Origin of the sequence: Neobacillus niacini (assembly GCF_048572935.1) — a bacterium.
Classification (GTDB): Bacteria; Bacillota; Bacilli; order Bacillales; family Cytobacillaceae; genus Neobacillus; species Neobacillus niacini.
The window spans coordinates 2,038,985-2,057,720 of record NZ_CP183883.1 but is presented as its reverse complement, the minus strand read 5'-3'; the positions used below and the strand labels follow the sequence as shown (position 1 = coordinate 2,057,720).

General features: G+C 39.8%; 20 protein-coding genes and 1 tRNA gene. 1 reads left to right on the top strand and 20 read right to left on the bottom strand.

The genetic code is table 11. The annotated features are described in order from the left end of the window. Window positions 1-11 precede the first annotated feature (11 nt). The 8 genes from gpmI to ACN6MT_RS09545 form a co-directional block, all read right to left on the bottom strand. Window positions 12-1,544, bottom strand: a complete 1,533-nt coding sequence (gene gpmI / locus ACN6MT_RS09580) for a 2,3-bisphosphoglycerate-independent phosphoglycerate mutase (protein WP_419955703.1) — start codon at window positions 1,542-1,544, stop codon at window positions 12-14. Then, on the bottom strand, window positions 1,537-2,298 hold the full coding sequence (gene tpiA / locus ACN6MT_RS09575) for a triose-phosphate isomerase (RefSeq protein ID WP_419955702.1): 762 nt from the start codon (window positions 2,296-2,298) through the stop codon (window positions 1,537-1,539). Before tpiA ends, gpmI begins: the two co-directional genes overlap by 8 nt. 36 nt (window positions 2,299-2,334) lie before the next feature. Beyond that, complete coding sequence (locus tag ACN6MT_RS09570; protein ID WP_034674241.1) at window positions 2,335-3,519, bottom strand: phosphoglycerate kinase; 1,185 nt, start codon at window positions 3,517-3,519, stop codon at window positions 2,335-2,337. A 136-nt stretch (window positions 3,520-3,655) separates the two neighbouring features. Continuing rightward, on the bottom strand, window positions 3,656-4,663 hold the full coding sequence (gene gap / locus ACN6MT_RS09565) for a type I glyceraldehyde-3-phosphate dehydrogenase (protein WP_034674243.1): 1,008 nt from the start codon (window positions 4,661-4,663) through the stop codon (window positions 3,656-3,658). 153 nt (window positions 4,664-4,816) lie between these two features. Beyond that, window positions 4,817-5,839 carry a sugar-binding transcriptional regulator gene (locus tag ACN6MT_RS09560; protein ID WP_419955701.1) on the bottom strand — a complete coding sequence of 341 codons (1,023 nt, stop codon included), beginning with the start codon at window positions 5,837-5,839 and terminating at the stop codon, window positions 4,817-4,819. A gap of 133 nt (window positions 5,840-5,972) precedes the next feature. After that, the gene (locus ACN6MT_RS09555; protein ID WP_419955700.1) at window positions 5,973-6,230 is read right to left on the bottom strand and encodes a glutaredoxin family protein; all 258 of its coding nucleotides are present in this window, start codon (window positions 6,228-6,230) and stop codon (window positions 5,973-5,975) included. Between the two features lie 13 nt (window positions 6,231-6,243). Continuing rightward, window positions 6,244-7,569: an RNA polymerase factor sigma-54 gene (rpoN, locus tag ACN6MT_RS09550; RefSeq protein ID WP_419955699.1), complete on the bottom strand. Its 1,326-nt coding sequence runs from the start codon at window positions 7,567-7,569 to the stop codon at window positions 6,244-6,246. A 111-nt stretch (window positions 7,570-7,680) separates the two neighbouring features. Further along, window positions 7,681-7,752, bottom strand: a tRNA-Arg gene (locus tag ACN6MT_RS09545). Window positions 7,753-7,950: 198 nt separating this feature from the next. Between ACN6MT_RS09545 and clpP the strand changes: the two genes are divergently transcribed. Beyond that, window positions 7,951-8,556: an ATP-dependent Clp endopeptidase proteolytic subunit ClpP gene (gene clpP / locus ACN6MT_RS09540; RefSeq protein WP_034674247.1), complete on the top strand. Its 606-nt coding sequence runs from the start codon at window positions 7,951-7,953 to the stop codon at window positions 8,554-8,556. A gap of 55 nt (window positions 8,557-8,611) precedes the next feature. Here the strand turns inward: clpP and ACN6MT_RS09535 are convergent, their stop codons facing one another. The 12 genes from ACN6MT_RS09535 to hisB form a co-directional block, all read right to left on the bottom strand. Continuing rightward, window positions 8,612-8,869, bottom strand: a complete 258-nt coding sequence (locus ACN6MT_RS09535) for an HPr family phosphocarrier protein (protein ID WP_034674249.1) — start codon at window positions 8,867-8,869, stop codon at window positions 8,612-8,614. 26 nt (window positions 8,870-8,895) lie between these two features. Next, on the bottom strand, window positions 8,896-9,846 hold the full coding sequence (gene whiA, locus ACN6MT_RS09530; RefSeq protein ID WP_034674251.1) for a DNA-binding protein WhiA: 951 nt from the start codon (window positions 9,844-9,846) through the stop codon (window positions 8,896-8,898). A 45-nt stretch (window positions 9,847-9,891) separates the two neighbouring features. Then, window positions 9,892-10,863: a gluconeogenesis factor YvcK family protein gene (locus ACN6MT_RS09525; protein ID WP_419955698.1), complete on the bottom strand. Its 972-nt coding sequence runs from the start codon at window positions 10,861-10,863 to the stop codon at window positions 9,892-9,894. Next, window positions 10,860-11,753 (bottom strand): RNase adapter RapZ, encoded by an 894-nt coding sequence (rapZ, locus tag ACN6MT_RS09520; RefSeq protein WP_419955697.1) that lies wholly within the window; start codon window positions 11,751-11,753, stop codon window positions 10,860-10,862. Before rapZ ends, ACN6MT_RS09525 begins: the two co-directional genes overlap by 4 nt. A gap of 18 nt (window positions 11,754-11,771) precedes the next feature. Next, window positions 11,772-12,230: an NUDIX hydrolase gene (locus ACN6MT_RS09515; protein WP_034674255.1), complete on the bottom strand. Its 459-nt coding sequence runs from the start codon at window positions 12,228-12,230 to the stop codon at window positions 11,772-11,774. 344 nt (window positions 12,231-12,574) lie between these two features. Next, window positions 12,575-13,525: a thioredoxin-disulfide reductase gene (gene trxB / locus ACN6MT_RS09510; protein ID WP_063252065.1), complete on the bottom strand. Its 951-nt coding sequence runs from the start codon at window positions 13,523-13,525 to the stop codon at window positions 12,575-12,577. 246 nt (window positions 13,526-13,771) lie between these two features. Further along, window positions 13,772-15,265: a tetratricopeptide repeat protein gene (locus ACN6MT_RS09505; RefSeq protein WP_419955696.1), complete on the bottom strand. Its 1,494-nt coding sequence runs from the start codon at window positions 15,263-15,265 to the stop codon at window positions 13,772-13,774. 162 nt (window positions 15,266-15,427) lie between these two features. Beyond that, the gene (hisIE, locus tag ACN6MT_RS09500; protein ID WP_419955695.1) at window positions 15,428-16,045 is read right to left on the bottom strand and encodes a bifunctional phosphoribosyl-AMP cyclohydrolase/phosphoribosyl-ATP diphosphatase HisIE; all 618 of its coding nucleotides are present in this window, start codon (window positions 16,043-16,045) and stop codon (window positions 15,428-15,430) included. After that, window positions 16,042-16,803 carry an imidazole glycerol phosphate synthase subunit HisF gene (hisF, locus tag ACN6MT_RS09495; RefSeq protein ID WP_419955694.1) on the bottom strand — a complete coding sequence of 254 codons (762 nt, stop codon included), beginning with the start codon at window positions 16,801-16,803 and terminating at the stop codon, window positions 16,042-16,044. The genes hisIE and hisF overlap by 4 nt, the downstream gene beginning before the upstream one ends. Next, window positions 16,800-17,522, bottom strand: a complete 723-nt coding sequence (gene hisA / locus ACN6MT_RS09490; protein WP_419955693.1) for a 1-(5-phosphoribosyl)-5-[(5-phosphoribosylamino)methylideneamino]imidazole-4-carboxamide isomerase — start codon at window positions 17,520-17,522, stop codon at window positions 16,800-16,802. Before hisA ends, hisF begins: the two co-directional genes overlap by 4 nt. Beyond that, a complete protein-coding gene (hisH, locus tag ACN6MT_RS09485; RefSeq protein ID WP_419955692.1) occupies window positions 17,519-18,145 on the bottom strand; it encodes an imidazole glycerol phosphate synthase subunit HisH in 627 nt (208 codons plus the stop codon). Before hisH ends, hisA begins: the two co-directional genes overlap by 4 nt. Next, window positions 18,146-18,733 carry an imidazoleglycerol-phosphate dehydratase HisB gene (gene hisB / locus ACN6MT_RS09480; RefSeq protein ID WP_063252057.1) on the bottom strand — a complete coding sequence of 196 codons (588 nt, stop codon included), beginning with the start codon at window positions 18,731-18,733 and terminating at the stop codon, window positions 18,146-18,148. Window positions 18,734-18,736 lie beyond the last annotated feature (3 nt).

The window sequence follows — 18,736 nt, the reverse complement described above, 5'->3', positions numbered from 1 at the left end:
TAATAAAAAAATTATTTAATTAATGATTTTCCTGTCATTTCTTCTGGCTGTTCAACACCAAGGAGCTTTAACATCGTAGGAGCTAAATCTCCTAGGATTCCACCTTCTCGTAACTCCACGTCATTCTTTGTAATAATAACTGGAACTGGATTTGTGGTGTGTGCTGTCATTGGCTCACCTTCAAGAGTCATAACCTCATCTGCATTACCATGGTCAGCCGTAATAATCGCAGATCCGCCTTTTTCAAGGATTAAATCAACAATTTTACCTAAGCATTCGTCAACTGTTTCGATTGCCTTAACAGTTGGTTCAAGCATACCTGAATGTCCAACCATATCAGGGTTCGCAAAGTTTAGGAGAATTGCATCAAATTTATCGTCTTGAATTTCTTTAAGTAGAGCGTCTGTAACCTCATAAGCACTCATTTCAGGCTGCAGGTCATAGGTTGCAACTTTCGGTGAGTTGATTAGAATACGCTCTTCTCCTGGGAACTTGTCCTCACGGCCGCCGCTCATAAAGAAGGTAACATGAGGATATTTTTCGGTTTCAGCAATTCTTAATTGCTTCAACCCATTTTGCGATAATACCTCTCCTAACGTGTTATCCAAGTTAGAAGGCTTAAACGCAACGTATCCATTAACCGATTCACTAAAATGTGTTAAACATACAAAGAATAAATCCCTTGGATGTTTTTCACCACGGTCAAACGGACGGAAATCTTCGTTTGTGAAAACGTTAGAAATTTGGATTGCACGGTCTGGACGGAAATTATAGAAAATGACTGCGTCATTGTCCTTGATTGTCGCAACTGGCTGACCATCTTCCTTTGTGATCACAGACGGAATCACGAATTCATCAAAAATTCCATGCTGGTAAGAATCCTCTACCACATCTAATGGATTGGTGTAAGTTGGGCCGTCACCATAGACCATGGAACAATAAGACTTTTCAACACGCTCCCAGCGCTTGTCACGATCCATTGAGTAATAACGTCCAGAAATGGTAGCAAACTCACCAACGCCATACTCATTAATTTTATCCAAAGTCTGCTGAATATATTTAGCGGCAGTTTTTGGACCGACATCACGTCCATCAAGGAAACCATGAATATAAACGTTCTCTACGCCTTCCTCTTTTGCCATCTTTAATAGTGCAAACATATGGTTAATATGGCTGTGGACACCGCCATCCGATAATAAACCAAACAAGTGGAGGTTAGTTCCATTTTTCTTCACATGGTCCATTGCACTGCAGATGGTTTCATTTTTTACAAATTCACCTTCGCGGATAGCGATATTCACACGTGTTAAGCTTTGGTATACAATCCGGCCAGCACCAATATTTAAATGACCAACTTCTGAGTTACCCATTTGACCCTCTGGAAGTCCAACAGCCTCACCAGAAGCTGTTAAATGTGAGTGCGGGAAAGTATTCCAGTAACGATCAAAGTTTGGCTTCTTCGCATGATAGACTGCATTCCCTTTGTGTTCATCCCTGCATCCGAATCCATCAAGAATGATGAGGGCAACGGGAGACTTACTCATAGCTTCCTGCCTCCAATAGCTGCAGGAATGATCCTGGCTCAAGACTAGCTCCACCAACAAGAGCACCGTCGATATCAGGCTGTGCCATGTATTCCTTAATATTCTCCGGTTTCACACTGCCGCCGTACTGAATTCTGACAGCATTAGCAACTTCTTCACTGAATTGCTGTGCTACTACTTGGCGAATATGAGCACATACTTCATTTGCATCTTGTGCAGTCGAAGATTTACCTGTTCCAATTGCCCAGATTGGTTCGTAAGCAATAACGGTTTGCTTTACTTGCTCATCTGTTAAGCCAGCTAAAGCTTTTTGTATTTGTGAACCAACTAGTTGATTGGTTTCACCGTTTTCACGTTGCTCTAATGTTTCACCGCAGCAAACGATTGGCGTTAAGTTATAGTTGAAAGCTGCCAGTGTCTTTTTATTAACACTTTCATCGGTTTCATTAAACATTTCACGGCGTTCAGAATGTCCAAGAATCACATATTGAACCCCAATTTCAGCAAGAGGTTTCGGGCTAATTTCTCCTGTAAAAGCTCCGCTTTCTTCGAAATGCATGTTTTGTGCGCCTATTTTCACATCGCTGCCTTCAGTTTGCTCAACAAGACTTTGTAAAAATAAAGCTGGTGCACAAATAACAGAATCCATTTTATCAGGATTTGGAACAAGACCTTTTACTTCCTCGGTAAAGCTTTTCGCCTCAGCAAGTGTCTTATTCATTTTCCAGTTACCTGCAATAATCGGTTTACGCATAGTTACACAACCTTTCAAGATAGAAAGTTCTAATTATTATTTATCATTTAGAGCGACTACGCCTGGAAGTGCTTTGCCTTCCATGAATTCAAGGGAAGCGCCGCCGCCTGTTGAAATATGACTCATTTTCTCTGCTAAATTAAATTTCTCTACTGCTGCTGCAGAATCGCCGCCGCCAATCACTGAATAGGTACCTTCTGCTTCTGCAAGAGCTTCAGCAACTGCCTTTGTACCACCAGCAAATTTATCGATTTCAAACACACCCATCGGTCCATTCCAAATGACCAATTTTGATTTTTTGATTACATCACGATAGATTTCTCTTGTTTTCGGTCCGATATCAAGTGCTTCCCAATCAGCAGGAATTTCTTCGATTGCTACTTCTTTTGAATTCGCATCTGCTGAAAAATCATCTGCCACGATAGCGTCAACAGGCATATAGAAATTAACGCCTTTTTCTTTTGCTTTTTCAATAAATGAATTCGCTAAGTCGATTTTATCAGCCTCAAGAAGAGATTTACCGATTTCATGGCCCTGTGCTTTAATAAAAGTATAAGCAAGACCGCCACCGATGATTAAGTTATCAACCTTTTCTAATAGGTTTTCAATAACACCAATCTTGTCCTTAACCTTTGCTCCGCCAATAATTGCCGTAAATGGACGTTCAGGATTTGATAAAGCTTTTCCTAAAACATCAAGCTCTTTTTCCATTAATAGACCAGATACAGCAGGAAGATGGTGAGCAATACCTTCTGTGGAGGCATGTGCTCTGTGTGCTGCACCAAAGGCATCATTTACATAAACATCCGCAAGTTCTGCAAATGCTTTTGCAAGTTCAGAATCATTCTTCTCTTCACCTGGGTAAAAACGAACGTTTTCTAGAAGAAGAACATCGCCTTCATTCATAGATTCAATTAATGATTTTACAGAATCACCATAGGCTTCATCTGCTTTTTGAACGTTTTTGCCAAGAAGTTCAGAAAGTCTCACACCCACTGGAGTTAAGCGCATTTCCTCTACTACTTTACCCTTCGGACGTCCAAAATGGCTTGCCAAGATGACTTTAGCACCTTGATCAATTAAATATTGAATAGTAGGTAGTGCAGCGCGGATTCTTGTTTCATCTGTGATTTTTCCATCCTGCATAGGAACGTTAAAATCAACGCGGCAGAAAACGCGTTTTCCTTTTACATCAACATCTTTTAATGTTTTCTTGTTCATGCGCAAAGCTCCTCCTTATGTATTGACAGCTAATTACACAAAAAAAGGGAGGGGGAATGTTCCCCGCTCCCCTTTGATTACCCTAAATCATTATAGCTTTTTGATGAAGAATTTACCAACCTCAACTAACTAAAGATTAAAGTCCTTTTTGAGCGATATATCCAATAAGGTCAACTACACGGCTAGAATAACCAACTTCGTTATCGTACCAAGATAATACTTTTACCATGTTACCTTCAAGAACCATAGTTGATAAAGAATCAATTGAAGAAGAAGCTGGGCTGCCATTGTAATCTGTAGATACTAATGGAAGTTCGCTATAGTGTAAAATTCCTTTTAATGGACCTTCAGCAGCTGCTTTTAATGCTGCGTTTACTTCATCAGCTGTTACTTCTTTGTCTAATTCAGCAACTAAATCCACGATTGATACGTTTGGAGTTGGTACACGAACAGCCATACCATTTAATTTACCTTTAAGTTCTGGAAGAACTAAAGAAACTGCTTTCGCTGCACCAGTTGATGTAGGAATCATGTTCTCAGCTGCTGCACGAGCACGACGGTAGTCCTTGTGTGGTAAATCAAGGATTTGTTGGTCATTTGTATAAGAGTGGATAGTAGTCATCATTCCACGCTTAATTCCGAATTCATCATTTAAAACCTTCGCAAAAGGAGCTAGACAGTTTGTAGTACATGAAGCGTTTGATAATACGTGGTGGTTAGCCGGATCGTATTGTTCTTGGTTAACACCCATTACGATAGTGATATCTTCGTTATCTGCTGGAGCAGAAATGATAACTTTCTTAGCACCTGCTTCAAGGTGTTTTGCCGCATCTTCACGCTTTGTGAAACGTCCAGTAGATTCAACTACTACTTCAACACCAAGTTCTCCCCAACCTAATTGAGCTGGATCGCGTTCAGCAATTACTTTTACCTTTTGGTTGCCAACTACTAAATATTCGCCATCAACGGTAACATCTTGTTGAAGAGTTCCATGAACAGTATCGTATTTTAAAAGGTGCGCAAGCATTTTTGCATCAGTTAAATCGTTAATTGCTACGATTTCCATTTCTGCATTATTTAATGCCGCACGGAATACGTTACGGCCGATACGACCAAATCCATTAATACCAACTTTTACTGTCATTGTAATTTCCTCCTTGTTTTGAAAAAAGGTTTTTATTTAGGCTCTTTTTTAAAAAAAGAGCTTACAAACTAAATTGTTAAAACTAGATGACTATTTCCACGTTAAAATCGGATAAAAGATTTATTTACGAAAACAGTCTTATATAAAAAGGGATTACCCTTTTAATAACTTTCTTGCTGCACCCTCATCCGTGATTAATATTGTCGAGGGGGGGGCTTTTTTCATATAAGCCTTAATGGCTTTTGCCTTAGAAGCGCCGCCTGCAACAGCAATCACGTTAGGAATCTGTGCGAGGTCTTCTAGTTGCAGTCCAATGGTTAGAACCTTGTGGACGATTTCACCTTTTTCATTAAAATAATAGCCGAAAGCTTCCCCTACAGACGCACTCGTTTCAAGCTTTTGCATAATTTCGGGTCTCGATTTTCTTCGTTCAGCCATTGTAATAGCATCCCCAATTCCATGAAGAACCATGCTTGCGGATTTTATTAAGTTTAAAACTTCATGAATTTCAGGTTCTTTAATTAGGGACTGATAAATTTCATTACTCACTTGATCAGGCACATAAAATACACGGTGCTTCGATTTTGTATTTTTCGACATAATCGAGCTAATTGTATTTGCCTGATTCTGGACATCCTCACCAATTCCGCCGCGAGCCGGTACAAACAGCAATTCCTTTTTGCCAAGCTCAGGTGTAAGTGCGTTTGCGACCGCAGCCATCGTTGAGCCGCCAGTTACAGCGATAATATTTTTCCCAGTTAAATATTTTTTCATGCACAAGGCACAAGCCTTACCTAAGTCATCTTTTACCATAAGGGATTCATCACTGTTCCCAGGTACAATGATGACTTTTTGAATCTTAAGTCGGTGTTTTAACTCCAACTCCATTACGTCGATACCGATTAACTCTCGAATCATTCCTTCTAAATCTTCTAGCAAATTCTTCCCTTCAGAAGTTAAGCTCATTCCAATATTGTTGATTGAAACAAGATTTTGTTCCTTTAGGAAATCAACTTCACTGCGAAGAACTCTTTCCGTGTAACCAAGGTTGGAAGCAAGACTCCTTCTTCCTACTGGCTGCATAAAACCGATATGTCTGAGGATAGAATATCGTTTATGTAGGACCTGGAGGAGATCGGGTAATAATCTTTTTTGAATATCGATGAGTGATTGCATAATGTCCTGCTCCTTTATTATATGTAACTGGTCATAAAATGTCCACCCTAGACAAATTATGTCCCACTCCATCGAAAAAAAATCACCCCTGCTAACATTTTTCATTCTAACAGGAGTGAAAACCTATTTCAACCTAAAAGTTTTCAGTTTTTTCTTGCAAACGTTTACTTATGTCATTTTTGTTAATTATTCCAAAGGCTACTTCTTCCCCGTCAATCTGAACCACTGGAATCATGATCCCGTATAATTCCGTTAACTCATCACTTGAATCAATATCAATTTCTTCTAATTTAAAATTCCAGTCTTCCTTAAGCTCAAGGATGGCCATTTTTGCTTTTTCACATAGTGAACAGCGTTGTCTAGTATAAAGGGTGATCATTGTTTGCGTCATCGTTTGTATCCTTTCAATCAAATCTTTTTCTCTTAGATGAAGATGGAATCCCCAGTTGGTCTCGATACTTTGCCACTGTTCTTCTAGACACAACGATTCCCTGAATTGTCTTCAGCTTCTCAACAATATCCTGATCCGATAATGGACGTTGTTTATCCTCACTATTAACCATTGAAGCGATTTCATTTTTAACCTGACTCGAAGAGGTGCTTTCATTTGATACCGTTTGAATGGTACTGGTAAAGAACGACTTGAGTGGAAAGGTACCAATCGGAGTTTGCACATATTTTTCTTTCACTGCACGGCTGACTGTTGATTCATGAATATCAAGTTCTCCCGCGACTTCCTTCATGGTCATAGGAACTAAGTATTCTTTACCATGTTCGAAGAAACGAGTTTGTTTTTCCACAATTTTACTGACAACCCTCGTTAAAGTTTCTTTCCGCTGCTCTATACTTTTCATGATCCATTGATAATCTTGTACTTTATCCTGCAAAAAGCGGCTTACCTGAGCATCCTTTGTAGTAGTCAGTTTTTGATAATAATGATCATTAAAACTTATTTTTGGAAGAATGTCATCACACAGCCTGACAGAAAATCCATCCCCAAAACGTTCGACAATGGCATCAGGGATAATGTAGGAAGCGTTATCCTGCTCTAAAAGTGCACCAGGACGTGGGTTCAACTGCTGTACCGTATCAAATATTTCTTGGATTTTCTGTAAAGGGATTTGTAGTTCCTTTGCTATCTGCTTCCATTTCTTTTCAGCAAATGGAACGAAGTAGTGAGAAAGAATTATTAACGCCAAATCATCCTTTAGGTTCTCCCGCTCGAGCTGAATTAATAAACATTCTTGAAGATTCCTAGCCCCGATTCCAGCTGGTTCCAAGGTCTGAATCACAATTATGCTCTCTTCAACCAGTTCTATGTGGACACCTAATTTTTCTGCGATTTCCTCAGGCTCAGAGGCTAAGTATCCGTTTACATCGAGGTTCTGAATCAAGTGTTTAATTACTTTTAGTTGATTACTAGAGTATTTACGGAGATTAAGCTGATTTAGCAGCTGATCTTCACTTGAAGATGACTTGGCTGCAATTTGCTCAATCCAATCGTTTTCCGTATTTTTTGTGTGTTTCCGCCGATTACGATCTATTAATGGGTTAATAGGCTGAATATGTTTATTCTCAACCTGAAGTAGGGGATTTTCAAGTGCTTTGTTTTCTAAAAATGCTGAAAGCTCTTGTGCTGAATATTGCAAGAGCGCAATTGCCTGAGTTAGTTCCTGCGTCATTGCCAATTTTAATGATTGCTGCTGCCATAATCCTGCTTTTAAATCCATTACTAATTCCCCCCTTGCTCTATTTTACATGAAGATGGAGAATTCGTGTATGGTTATTAACTGTCAGAAATGAAAAAACCTCCTGTTACCTAGTAACAAGAGGTTTTAAGACGCGCTCGGAGGGAATCGAACCCCCATTTTAAGAACCGGAATCTTACGTGCTATCCGTTGCACCACGAGCGCATATATGCGACTAACATATTATATTCCAATTCGTGAAACTTTGCAAGCTAGAATAGGTTTAAAAATTAGCCAAATGGTTATGATGAATTAGGGAAAGATGTCGAACAAATATAAAGCGAATTGTTTGACCTTAATTGACCATCAGTGTATCATTAACTATACATATTAAAATCTTTTATACTTAGAGGAGGAAGAAAAATGAATTTGATTCCTACAGTTATCGAACAAACAAACCGCGGAGAAAGAGCATACGACATTTATTCTCGTCTCTTAAAAGACCGTATTATTATGCTTGGCAGTGGCATTGATGATCATGTGGCTAATAGCATTGTAGCACAATTGTTATTCCTTGAGGCAGAAAACCCTGAAAAGGATATATCCATTTATATTAACAGCCCTGGCGGAAGTATTACTGCAGGTATGGCCATTTATGACACTATGCAGTTCATTAAGCCAGATGTTCAAACCATTTGTATTGGTATGGCAGCTTCAATGGGTGCTTTCCTACTTGCTGCAGGTACAAAAGGTAAGCGTTATGCCCTTCCAAATGCTGAAGTTATGATTCATCAGCCATTGGGCGGCGCACAAGGGCAGGCAACCGAGATTGAAATTGCAGCTAAGCGTATTCTATTCCTTCGTGAGAAATTGAATGGAATCCTAGCAGAGCGCACTGGCCAGCCGCTAGAAGTCATCCAAAAGGATACTGACCGCGATAACTTCATGACAGCTGAAAGAGCAAAAGAATACGGTCTCGTTGACCATATCATCACTAGAAGCCTTAAAGAAGATAAAAAAGATAAGTAATAACAAAAAGAGTTTGACCGATTTTAGGTCAAACTCTTTTTATTTTACTGTTATTTTAATGTTCATTTTGAACAAAAGTAGACAATGCATCAATGGCTTTTTCTTCATCATCACCGTCAGCAACAATATTAACTAAAACGCCTGAACCGACAGCTAGACTCATAAGACCCATAATACTCTTTGCATTAACCTTTTTACCATCTTTCTCTAAAAAAATATCCGCTGAAAAACGGTTCGCTTCCTGAACAAATAATGCTGCTGGTCGTGCTTGAAGACCCGTTTTCAATTTAACTTCCACTTGTTTCTCTACCATTACAAAAATCCTCCTTATGTTTTCCTCTATTTTCTTTGAGCCAAATCACCAATCCGTAATTTTTCAGCAATTTCATCTATTTTTCTTAACCGATGATTAATTCCAGATTTACTAATTATACCACCGGAAACCATCTCTCCTAGTTCCTTTAAGGTTACATCAGTATAATGGAGACGGAGTTCCGCGATCTCTCTTAACTTTTCTGGTAAAATGTGCAATCCAACCGTATCGTTAATATAGCGAATATTTTCAACCTGCCGGATTGAAGCACCAATCGTTTTATTTAAGTTCGCAGTTTCACAATTAACCAGACGATTAACCGAATTTCGCATATCTCTTACAATCCGCACATCTTCAAAGCGAAGAAGAGCATTGACTGCACCAATAATATTTAGATACTCGGTAATTTTTTCTGCTTCTTTTAAGTAAGTAATATAGCCTTTTTTTCGCTCAAGTGTCTTGCTATTGAGTCCAAATTTATTCATTAATTCACACAGGGAATCATTATGCTCCTTGTATAGTGAAGCAATTTCCAAATGATACGAGGAAGTTTCCGGATTATTCACCGAACCTCCAGCTAAAAACGCCCCACGTAAATAAGAACGTTTACAACATTTCTTTTTCACCAGATCACTAGCTATATCATGGATGAAGGTAAATCCTTCACCAAGGATTTTCATATCCTCTAGTATTTCCTTAGCTCGTTGCGACAAACGAACAATGTAAACATTATTCTTTTTTAATCTCATTTTTTTTCGAACCAGCAGCTCCACTGGAACATCATAGCTCTTTTTTATTAACGTATAAATCCTTCGAGCGATGGCTGCATTTTCAGTCTGAATATCAACAATTAACTTACGGTTCGAAAATGACATGGAACCATTCATTCGAATGAGCGCGGAAAGTTCCGCTTGCGTGCAGCATGGCTTTATTTCCAAATTTGTTAATTCTTTTTTCGTTTCCGAAGCGAAAGACATCCCTTCACCCCCTTTTTGCACAGGCATTATTATTTACGCTTCATATCACTGTTTGGTTTCATCTAAAAGTAAATTATATAAAATTTTTGCCACTTTTTTCGGGTCATGTCTCAGTGCCCCGTTCTCTTGGACAGCAATGTCAGCGTAAACGACTTCAACTCCAAGTTCATTAATGCGCTCTAAATCATAATTGACCGGGTCTGCAAGCTCTTCATTATAGCGGAGCTGGATGTCTTCAGGAATTTCTTTATTGTTCACTAGAATCGTATCCATAAACGCACAGGTCATATGCTCATAAATAGCTTTTATATGGTCACTTGCCGTGTATCCGTGCGTTTCACCCGCTTGTGTCATTAAATTGCAAATATACACCTTTTTGGCCTGAGACCGGCAAATCTCTTCACCTAATCGCGGTACAAGAAGATTGGGCAGGATACTAGTATATAGACTTCCAGGTCCAATTATAATTAGATCTGCTTGTCTAATGGCTTGGATGGATTCCGGCAAAGGCGTAATAACCTCTGGTGTTAAAAAAACCTTTTTTATTTTTTTTCCTGAATAGGGAATTTTCGATTCACCAGAAACGATGGTCCCATCCTCCATTTCTGCATGAAGAACAACACTTTGATTAGCTGCTGGCAGAACCTTGCCGCGAACATTTAATACCTTACTCATTTCTTGAATGGCGTGAACAAAATTCCCGGTAATCGAAGTCATTGCTGCTAAAATCAAATTACCAAGTGAATGTCCAGATAATTCATTGGAGGTCTTAAAACGATGTTGAAACATCTCCTCCACAAGCGGTTCTACATCGGATAGTGCAGCTAACACATTTCGGATATCCCCAGGCGGTGGAATTTGCAGGTCGTCGCGGAGCCTTCCTGAACTACCGCCATCATCAGCAACCGTTACAATGGCGGTAATATCAACTGGATACTGTTTTAATCCTCTTAATAAAACCGGCAAGCCTGTTCCTCCGCCTATGATGACGATTCTTGGCTGTCCTAACTCCCTCATGTCGTCTTATCCTTTCTCCTCTCAATGTCACGATGTGAAACGAATGTTTTGTAATCATTTTCAAAGTATTTAGCAAGATATTCAGCCAGAGTTACGGAGCGGTGCTGCCCTCCAGTACACCCTATCGCAATCACAAGCTGCGCTTTGCCTTCCCGCTTATAATGCGGAAGCATAAAGCTTAACAAATCTGTGACCTTCTCTATGAATTTATGCGTTTCATTCCATTTTAAAACATAGCTTGAAACCTCTTCATCTAATCCTGTTTTTGGTCTCATGTGATCGATATAGTGAGGATTTGGCAGGAAACGCACATCAAAAACGAGGTCAGCATCGATTGGAATTCCATGCTTAAATCCAAATGACATGACATTGACAGTAAAAATTGATTTTTTATTTGTAGTAAATTCAGTTATAATCTTTTCACGTAATTCACGCGGCTTCATTTGTGAAGTGTTGTAAATAATCTGGGCCCTTCCCTTTAACTCATCAAGAAGCTCTCTCTCTAGCTTAATGCCCTCTAATGGCAGGCCAGATTGTGCAAGCGGATGAAATCTTCTTGTTTCTTTATATCTTCGCACTAAAGTTGCATCGTCTGCATCCAAGAACAGGATTTGCGGGCTTACCCATGAGGTTTCTGCAAGGTCATCAAGCGCTTTAAACAAATGATCAAAGAACTCTCTTCCTCTTAAATCCATAACCAAAGCAACTTTATTCATTTTATTCCCAGATTCCTTCATAAGTTCAAGAAATTTAGGAAGCAGAGTTGGGGGCAGATTATCTACACAGAAAAAACCTAAATCCTCTAAACTTTGGATCGCAACTGTTTTTCCAGCTCCAGACATCCCCGTAATGATGACCATTTGTGTTTCATTTGTTGAACCGGTACTCATTTCATTTTCCCCCTCAAGTTAACTTGGATCTAATCGATAACTGATTAACTGGAAATCCTTGGTGTAAGTAAAAGTACCGTAAATTATCCCATTTCCATGAATCATATAATCGATAATATGATAGTCTCCCGCTGCCATTGGCAGGTTTTTTAATTGATCAAGCTGCTGCCACTCAAGCTTACCTTCATCCGATTCATCGAAACGCATTCCATCAGAATCCGTTGCTAAAAAAGTAAACATCATCCATTCGGATAAAACTTGATCATTTTCTTTCATAATGAAAGTAAAAATACCCTTCAATTGTGGATTTTTCAAGTAGATTCCGGTTTCCTCCCGAAACTCACGAATACAGGAATCTCTTACTGACTCTCCAGGCTCCATTTTGCCGCCCGGTGCTACCCACCAGCCGCGTCGCGGTTTCTTTAACATTAATGCTTGGTTATCTCTAATTAGTACACAATTGGTGACTCGCTGCACAACAAACACCCTCTAACAAGAAAAGCATAAGCCCTCGTCGCCGGAGCTTAACAATTCTCAAAGTTAAATATTTTGTTTCTTATCTATATAAAAAAATTCATAGTAGTAAATTACCGCGTTTATTTATTCTTTTTATTATACTCTTTTTGGTAAGCGGTCACAACGAAATCAGATTTCTTTATTCTGTTAAAAATATGTAAAAAAATAGCACAGGCATTTTCAGCCTGTGCACCAAGTGAATATTTTAAAGGGGGTCAATTCTTACTATCATCATACCTTATTAATATTTCACCACTGTTACAAGAGAATTAAAACCGGATTACGATTATGAAGAAATTGTAAAATTACTTCTTAATTTTGAATTCTTCTTTCAGTTCCTCTACATAGTGTTGTGCACTCTGTGCCGCGATACTGCCATCGCCAGTTGCAGTAACAATTTGTCTTAGTGTTTTCTCGCGGATATCTCCTGCTGCAAAAATTCCTGGTACTTTTGTTTCCATTCGCTCATTTGTTTCAATATAGCCGTTTTCATTGGTAATCCCGAGATTTGTGAATGGTTTAGAAAGTGGAATCATTCCAATATAAATGAATACACCGTCTGCAGGTAGCTCTTGTTCTTCTCCTGTTTGTGTAGAAACGAGTGTGACGCTTCCCACTTTTCCATCTTTATCATTAATCGATTTAATCGTGTGATTCCAAATGAAGTCAATTTTTTCATTAGCAAATGCACGGTCTTGAAGAATTTTCTGAGCACGGAGCTCATCACGGCGGTGTACAATCGTTACCTTAGAAGCGAAACGAGTTAAATAAACACCTTCCTCAACTGCGGAATCTCCGCCGCCGATAACATATAATTCTTTTCCTTTAAAAAAGGCTCCATCACAAACAGCACAATAGGATACGCCGCGGCCGCTAAGTTCCTTTTCGCCAGGTACCCCTACCTTTTTATATTCAGCACCTGCTGAAATAATAACGGAATAAGCTTTGTATTGCTTCGAACCAGCAATAACGGTTTTCACATCACCATTGTCGATAATTTCTTTAATGTCTCCATACGCATATTCCGCACCGAATTTTTTCGCGTGCTCAAACATTTTGGTTGATAAATCTGGTCCTAAAATGCTCTCAAATCCAGGATAGTTTTCAACATCCTCGGTATTTGCCATTTGACCTCCAGGCATACCACGTTCAATCATAAGAGTAGATAGATTTGCACGGGATGTATAAACAGCAGCTGTCATCCCAGCAGGACCAGCACCAGCGATAATCACATCATAAATTTTTTCTTCTGACATGTAGATTCACTCCCTATTTAAAGGCGGAAGCGCCTTGCTAGGGGAAAAAGAAGTTCATTTTTCCCTCAGTTGCGACAGGCATAAGACAAGCCAAGCTTATGACCCCGAGCCCCTAGGCGCTGCAGCCAGATATAAAATTATAAAAAAATACGATTAAGTTTAGTATTACCTACTTAATCGTATTAAACAATTGCTATATAGTCCAAAAATCTGCTCAATGAAAAGAGGAGCAGCCTCTTTTAGACATTAATTTAGATGTTGAGTTACTATTTTCACATATTTGCCAATGGTGGCTGATGAGATATCGTAGCGTTTCGCAATTTCTTGCTGTGAGACCTTTTCATTGCTTGCCTTATACCAGACATATTCCATTGCACCTGCCCAAGCACGTTTGTTATTCAAGTTAATCCCAGCCTTAGACAATTCTACAAAAACGGAAAACCACATTAAATATAAACCTGACTCAACTGTTCCGATTGGTTGATGCTTTTCATAAAGGACCTCGGCAATTTCCTTAGCGTCTAGAATAGCCGAAGGAGTGCCTGTTTTTAGGGAAGAGACATAATTTTGTTCCATAATAGAAAGCTTTTGATTTTGGTAAAAACGTTTAGATGTAAAGATCTCTTCGACTTTCCCTGAAACCGAGGCAAGGAATAAGGCAAATAATCGTTCCTCAAGATAATCACTTTCTAGTTTTTGAAAAATTGACCCTGAGTGATCTTCAAATCCATTTGCAATCGGCTTTTCCAAATTCCATGGTTCAAACCCTTCCTTATCAGGAGTATACTCAAGGACAACTTTCCAAATGTTTCTCGCAAAGTTCTCATGGCCTGTATAATAAGCCGAGTAGGATAGCCAATAATAAAAAGGACCGTCACCATCAAAACCGTTTTTATAAAGCTTTTTTAGCCAAAAGTATGCTGACTCAAACTCACCAATTAACGCAAAGGTTGCCCCAAGCTTAAATTGATGATCAATGAGCATAGGCTGAATTTTCTTTAGTGAATCCATTAAAGGTGAGACAGCTTTGATTTTACCTTGGTAATGGGCAAACACTAGCCTATTACACAATGCATGCAGATTTCCAGGATTTCTATCTAACACATCATCAAGAATGGATTCTGCTTTTTTTGTTTTACCTAAATAAAAATATGCAAGAGCTAAGTTATTATAGGCTGACCAGTACTCCGGATATGCTTCCACAACATCATTCAATAGTTCGATGGCTTTCGGAAAATAACCTGATTCCAATAAATCTCGAGCCTGCTCTTGCTTTATGATAAGATCATCCTGTTCATAAAGCTCATCTTCTAATCCCTCCGCCTCGAACGACAGAAGTTCTAGAAGGTCGTGAGTATCTTCATTAAAATCCCCATTTGGGTCCAATTCTAAATACATATTGGCATGATGATACGCATCTTTAAAGAAACCCATATGGGCATAATTATTTGCTAAAAAATAGTGACATTCTGCCATATCTTCATCAAGATCTTCAAGGATTAAATGCAAGAGTCGATTAGAATTTTCGAACTCACCAAGTTCTGTTGAAACTATAGCAAGCTGACAGGTAATCATCGGTTCACCCGGCTCCAGCTGCATCGCCCGCTCAAGATATTTTTTAGCTTTTTTAAAGTCACGGCGATGGTATGCCTTAATACCCTTCGTGAAATAATATTCTCCAGTCGGAACAAATGACAGGATCTTTCCCTTTTGAATTCTTGCTTTCGAGTCTTTAACCATGGAGACCTCCATCTATACAATAAACTAACTTATGTAGTATACCACAACCAAAGCACGTACGAGAAGCATTAGAACCCATTCAAACACATTGGAAGATATTCCAAATATACAAAAAACGCTGCATAAACAGCGTTTTTTGTATATTTGGTGACAGGCACCACTTTATCTTTTATGTCTTTCTTCTAAGGTTTTTAGTACTTCAGTAAACGGCAAGTCTTGTTCGACCAGTAATACTTGCAGGTGGTAGAGGAGGTCGGCGGCTTCCCATTTGAGTTCTTCTTTGTCTCGGTTTTTCGCTGCGATGATGACTTCTGATGCCTCTTCACCGACTTTTTTCAGGATCTTATCTACGCCTTTTTCAAATAGATAGGTAGTATAAGCTCCTTCTGGGCGCTCTTTTTCTCGTTCAATAATCAACTTTTCTAATGACTGCAAGATCTGGTAGTCTGCGAGACTTGAGGAGGCCCTTTCAGTAACAACACCCTCAGAGAAGCAGCTGACAGCTCCCGTATGGCAGGCAGGTCCCTTAGGCTGAACGAGCACAAGAACTGCATCCTGGTCACAGTCATATTTGACGCTAACAACAGACTGAGTGTTTCCACTTGTTGCACCTTTATGCCAAAGCTCCTGACGTGAACGGCTGTAAAACCATGTTTCACCGGTTTCCAGCGTTTTTGTCAGAGATTCCTGATTCATATAAGCTAATGTTAATACCTCTTTTGTTTCTGCATCCTGGACGATGGCAGGTACTAGCCCTTTTTCATCAAAACGAATATTCATCGCACCGACACTCCTCTCTCTAGCAAATAACTTTTTACTTCATGAACGGAAGTTTCTTTATAGTGAAAAATAGAAGCTGCAAGCGCCGCATCGGCTTTTCCATTTACAAATGCTTCCTCAAAATGACTGGCGTTTCCTGCACCGCCTGAAGCAATCACCGGAATCGTCACTGCTTCACTTACCGCTGCAGTCAGCTTTAAATCAAAGCCATTTTTTTCGCCGTCGCTATCCATACTTGTCAGCAAAATTTCACCTGCTCCTAACTCAGCTGCTTCTTTTGCCCACTCAATTACCTTACGATCCGTTGGCGTTCTGCCGCCATGCGTGTAAACACGCCATGTTCCCAGCTCTTCATCATACTTCGCATCAATCGCGACAACGATGCACTGTGTTCCAAAAAAACCTGCTCCCTCAGAAATGAGTTCAGGATTCAATACTGCTGCTGTATTTAATGATACCTTGTCGGCTCCAGCACGGAGAATTCGTTTCATATCCTCTAAAGAATTAATCCCGCCGCCAACCGTAAAAGGGATGGCAAGCTCCGAAGCAACAGACTTAACCACTTCAACCATGGTTTTTCTTCCTTCAACAGATGCAGAAATATCAAGGAAGACGAGTTCATCCGCTCCTTGTTCGTCATAAAAACGAGCCAATTCTACAGGGTCTCCCGCATCCCGAAGTTGAACAAACTGAATACCTTTCACAACTCTACCTTCTTTTACGTCAAGACAAGGGATGATTCGTTTCGTCAGAGTCATTTTTTCACCTCATCTAGCGCTTCCTTCAATGTAAAACGGTTTTCATAAAGAGCTTTTCCTACAATAGCTCCTCTAACCCCTTCTGCATTTAGAGCACGCAAATCAGCTAAGCTGCTAACTCCACCAGAGGCAATAACATTTTTTCCTGTTACCCGTGACATTTCACAAACAGCAGCTATATTTGGTCCAGATAATGTACCATCGGTAGCAATATCGGTAAAAATAAATGTCTCCGCACCGGCGTCAGCAAAGCGTTTGCTCAGTTCCACTGCTTTTACCTCTGAAGTATTCAGCCAGCCATGGGTAGCCACATAGCCATTTTTCGCATCAATCCCCACTACAATTTGCTTGCCATACTTCTGAATCATCTCAATCGCAAACTCAGGATTGGAAACAGCAATACTACCGATAATCACGCGCGTAATTCCATTTTCTAAATAATGAAGGATGTCAGCCTCAGAACGAATGCCCCCGCCAATTTGGACATTTACTTTTAGCTGCTTAGCTGCTTCTATTACAAAGCGATCATTGACCCGTTTACCATCCTTTGCCCCGTCCAGGTCAACCATATGTATCCACTCTGCGCCATCTGACGCAAAAGTTTTGGCCATATCAAAAGGTGAATCGCCATAAATCGTTTCCTTATCATAATCACCTTGGAGGAGGCGTACGCAATTCCCGCCGCGCATATCAATCGCTGGATAAAGTGTCAGTGTCATCGTACTGCCTTCCTTTCTTCAACCAATTTCAAAAAATTATTCAACAGTGCCATTCCCAGCTTGCTGCTTTTTTCAGGATGAAATTGCATCCCAAATATATTATCTTTACCAACTACAGCAGAAACCTCTTCATAATAATTGGCTTTTGCCAGCAGCACTTCTGATTTTTCTGCACTTACATAGTAAGAATGAACAAAATAAACATAATCTTCTTCTAACCCTTTTAACAAAGGCGAAGTTTTTACAAATTCAAGTTTATTCCATCCCATATGAGGAACCTTATATGTCTCTCCAGCAGCATTCGAACCAGAAAAACGTCGTACATGACCGGGCAGTAAGCCGAGCCCTTTCGTAAACCCATTTTCATCACTATCTTCAAACAATAGCTGCATACCCAGGCATATCCCAAGAAGGGGTTTCCCGCTGGCTGCAAATTCTTTTATCGTATCAACCTGTAATACTTCCATTGCATCGCGAAAAGAGCCTACACCCGGAAGCAATAAGGCATCTGCACCCAGAAGCTCCTCTTTATCACCTGATATAAAATAATCTGCATTCAATCGTTCAAGGGCTTTACTGACGCTAAACAAATTGCCCATACCATAATCGACAATACCAATCATCTATAACATCCCTTTCGTTGACGGAACTCCTTTTATGCGAGGGTCTATGGTTGTAGCTTCGTCAAGCGCACGGCCAAGTGCTTTAAAAACAGCCTCAATCATATGATGCGTATTGTGTCCATAATGAACAATGACATGAAGATTCATGCGCGCCTCAAGGGCAAGCTTCCATAAAAATTCATGAACGAGCTCCGTATCAAACGTACCCACCTTAGCATTCGGGAACTCTGCCCTCATTTCAAGATGCGGCCGATTACTTAAGTCGACAACTACTTGTGCTAAAGCTTCGTCCATCGGAACAAAGGCATTTCCATAGCGTTTAATTCCTCTTTTATCACCAAGAGCTTCACGCAATGCCTGTCCTAAAACAATTCCGATATCCTCAGTAGTATGATGATCGTCTACCTCAATATCCCCTTTTGCATCCACGGTGAGGTTAAATTGTCCATGTTTTGTGAATAAGTCAAGCATATGGCTCATAAATGGAACCCCTGTTTCGAGTTCAGACTTTCCTTCCCCATCAATATCTAGTGATAAACTGATTTGCGTTTCATTTGTTTTTCGTTCAATACTTGCGTATCTTTCCATGGA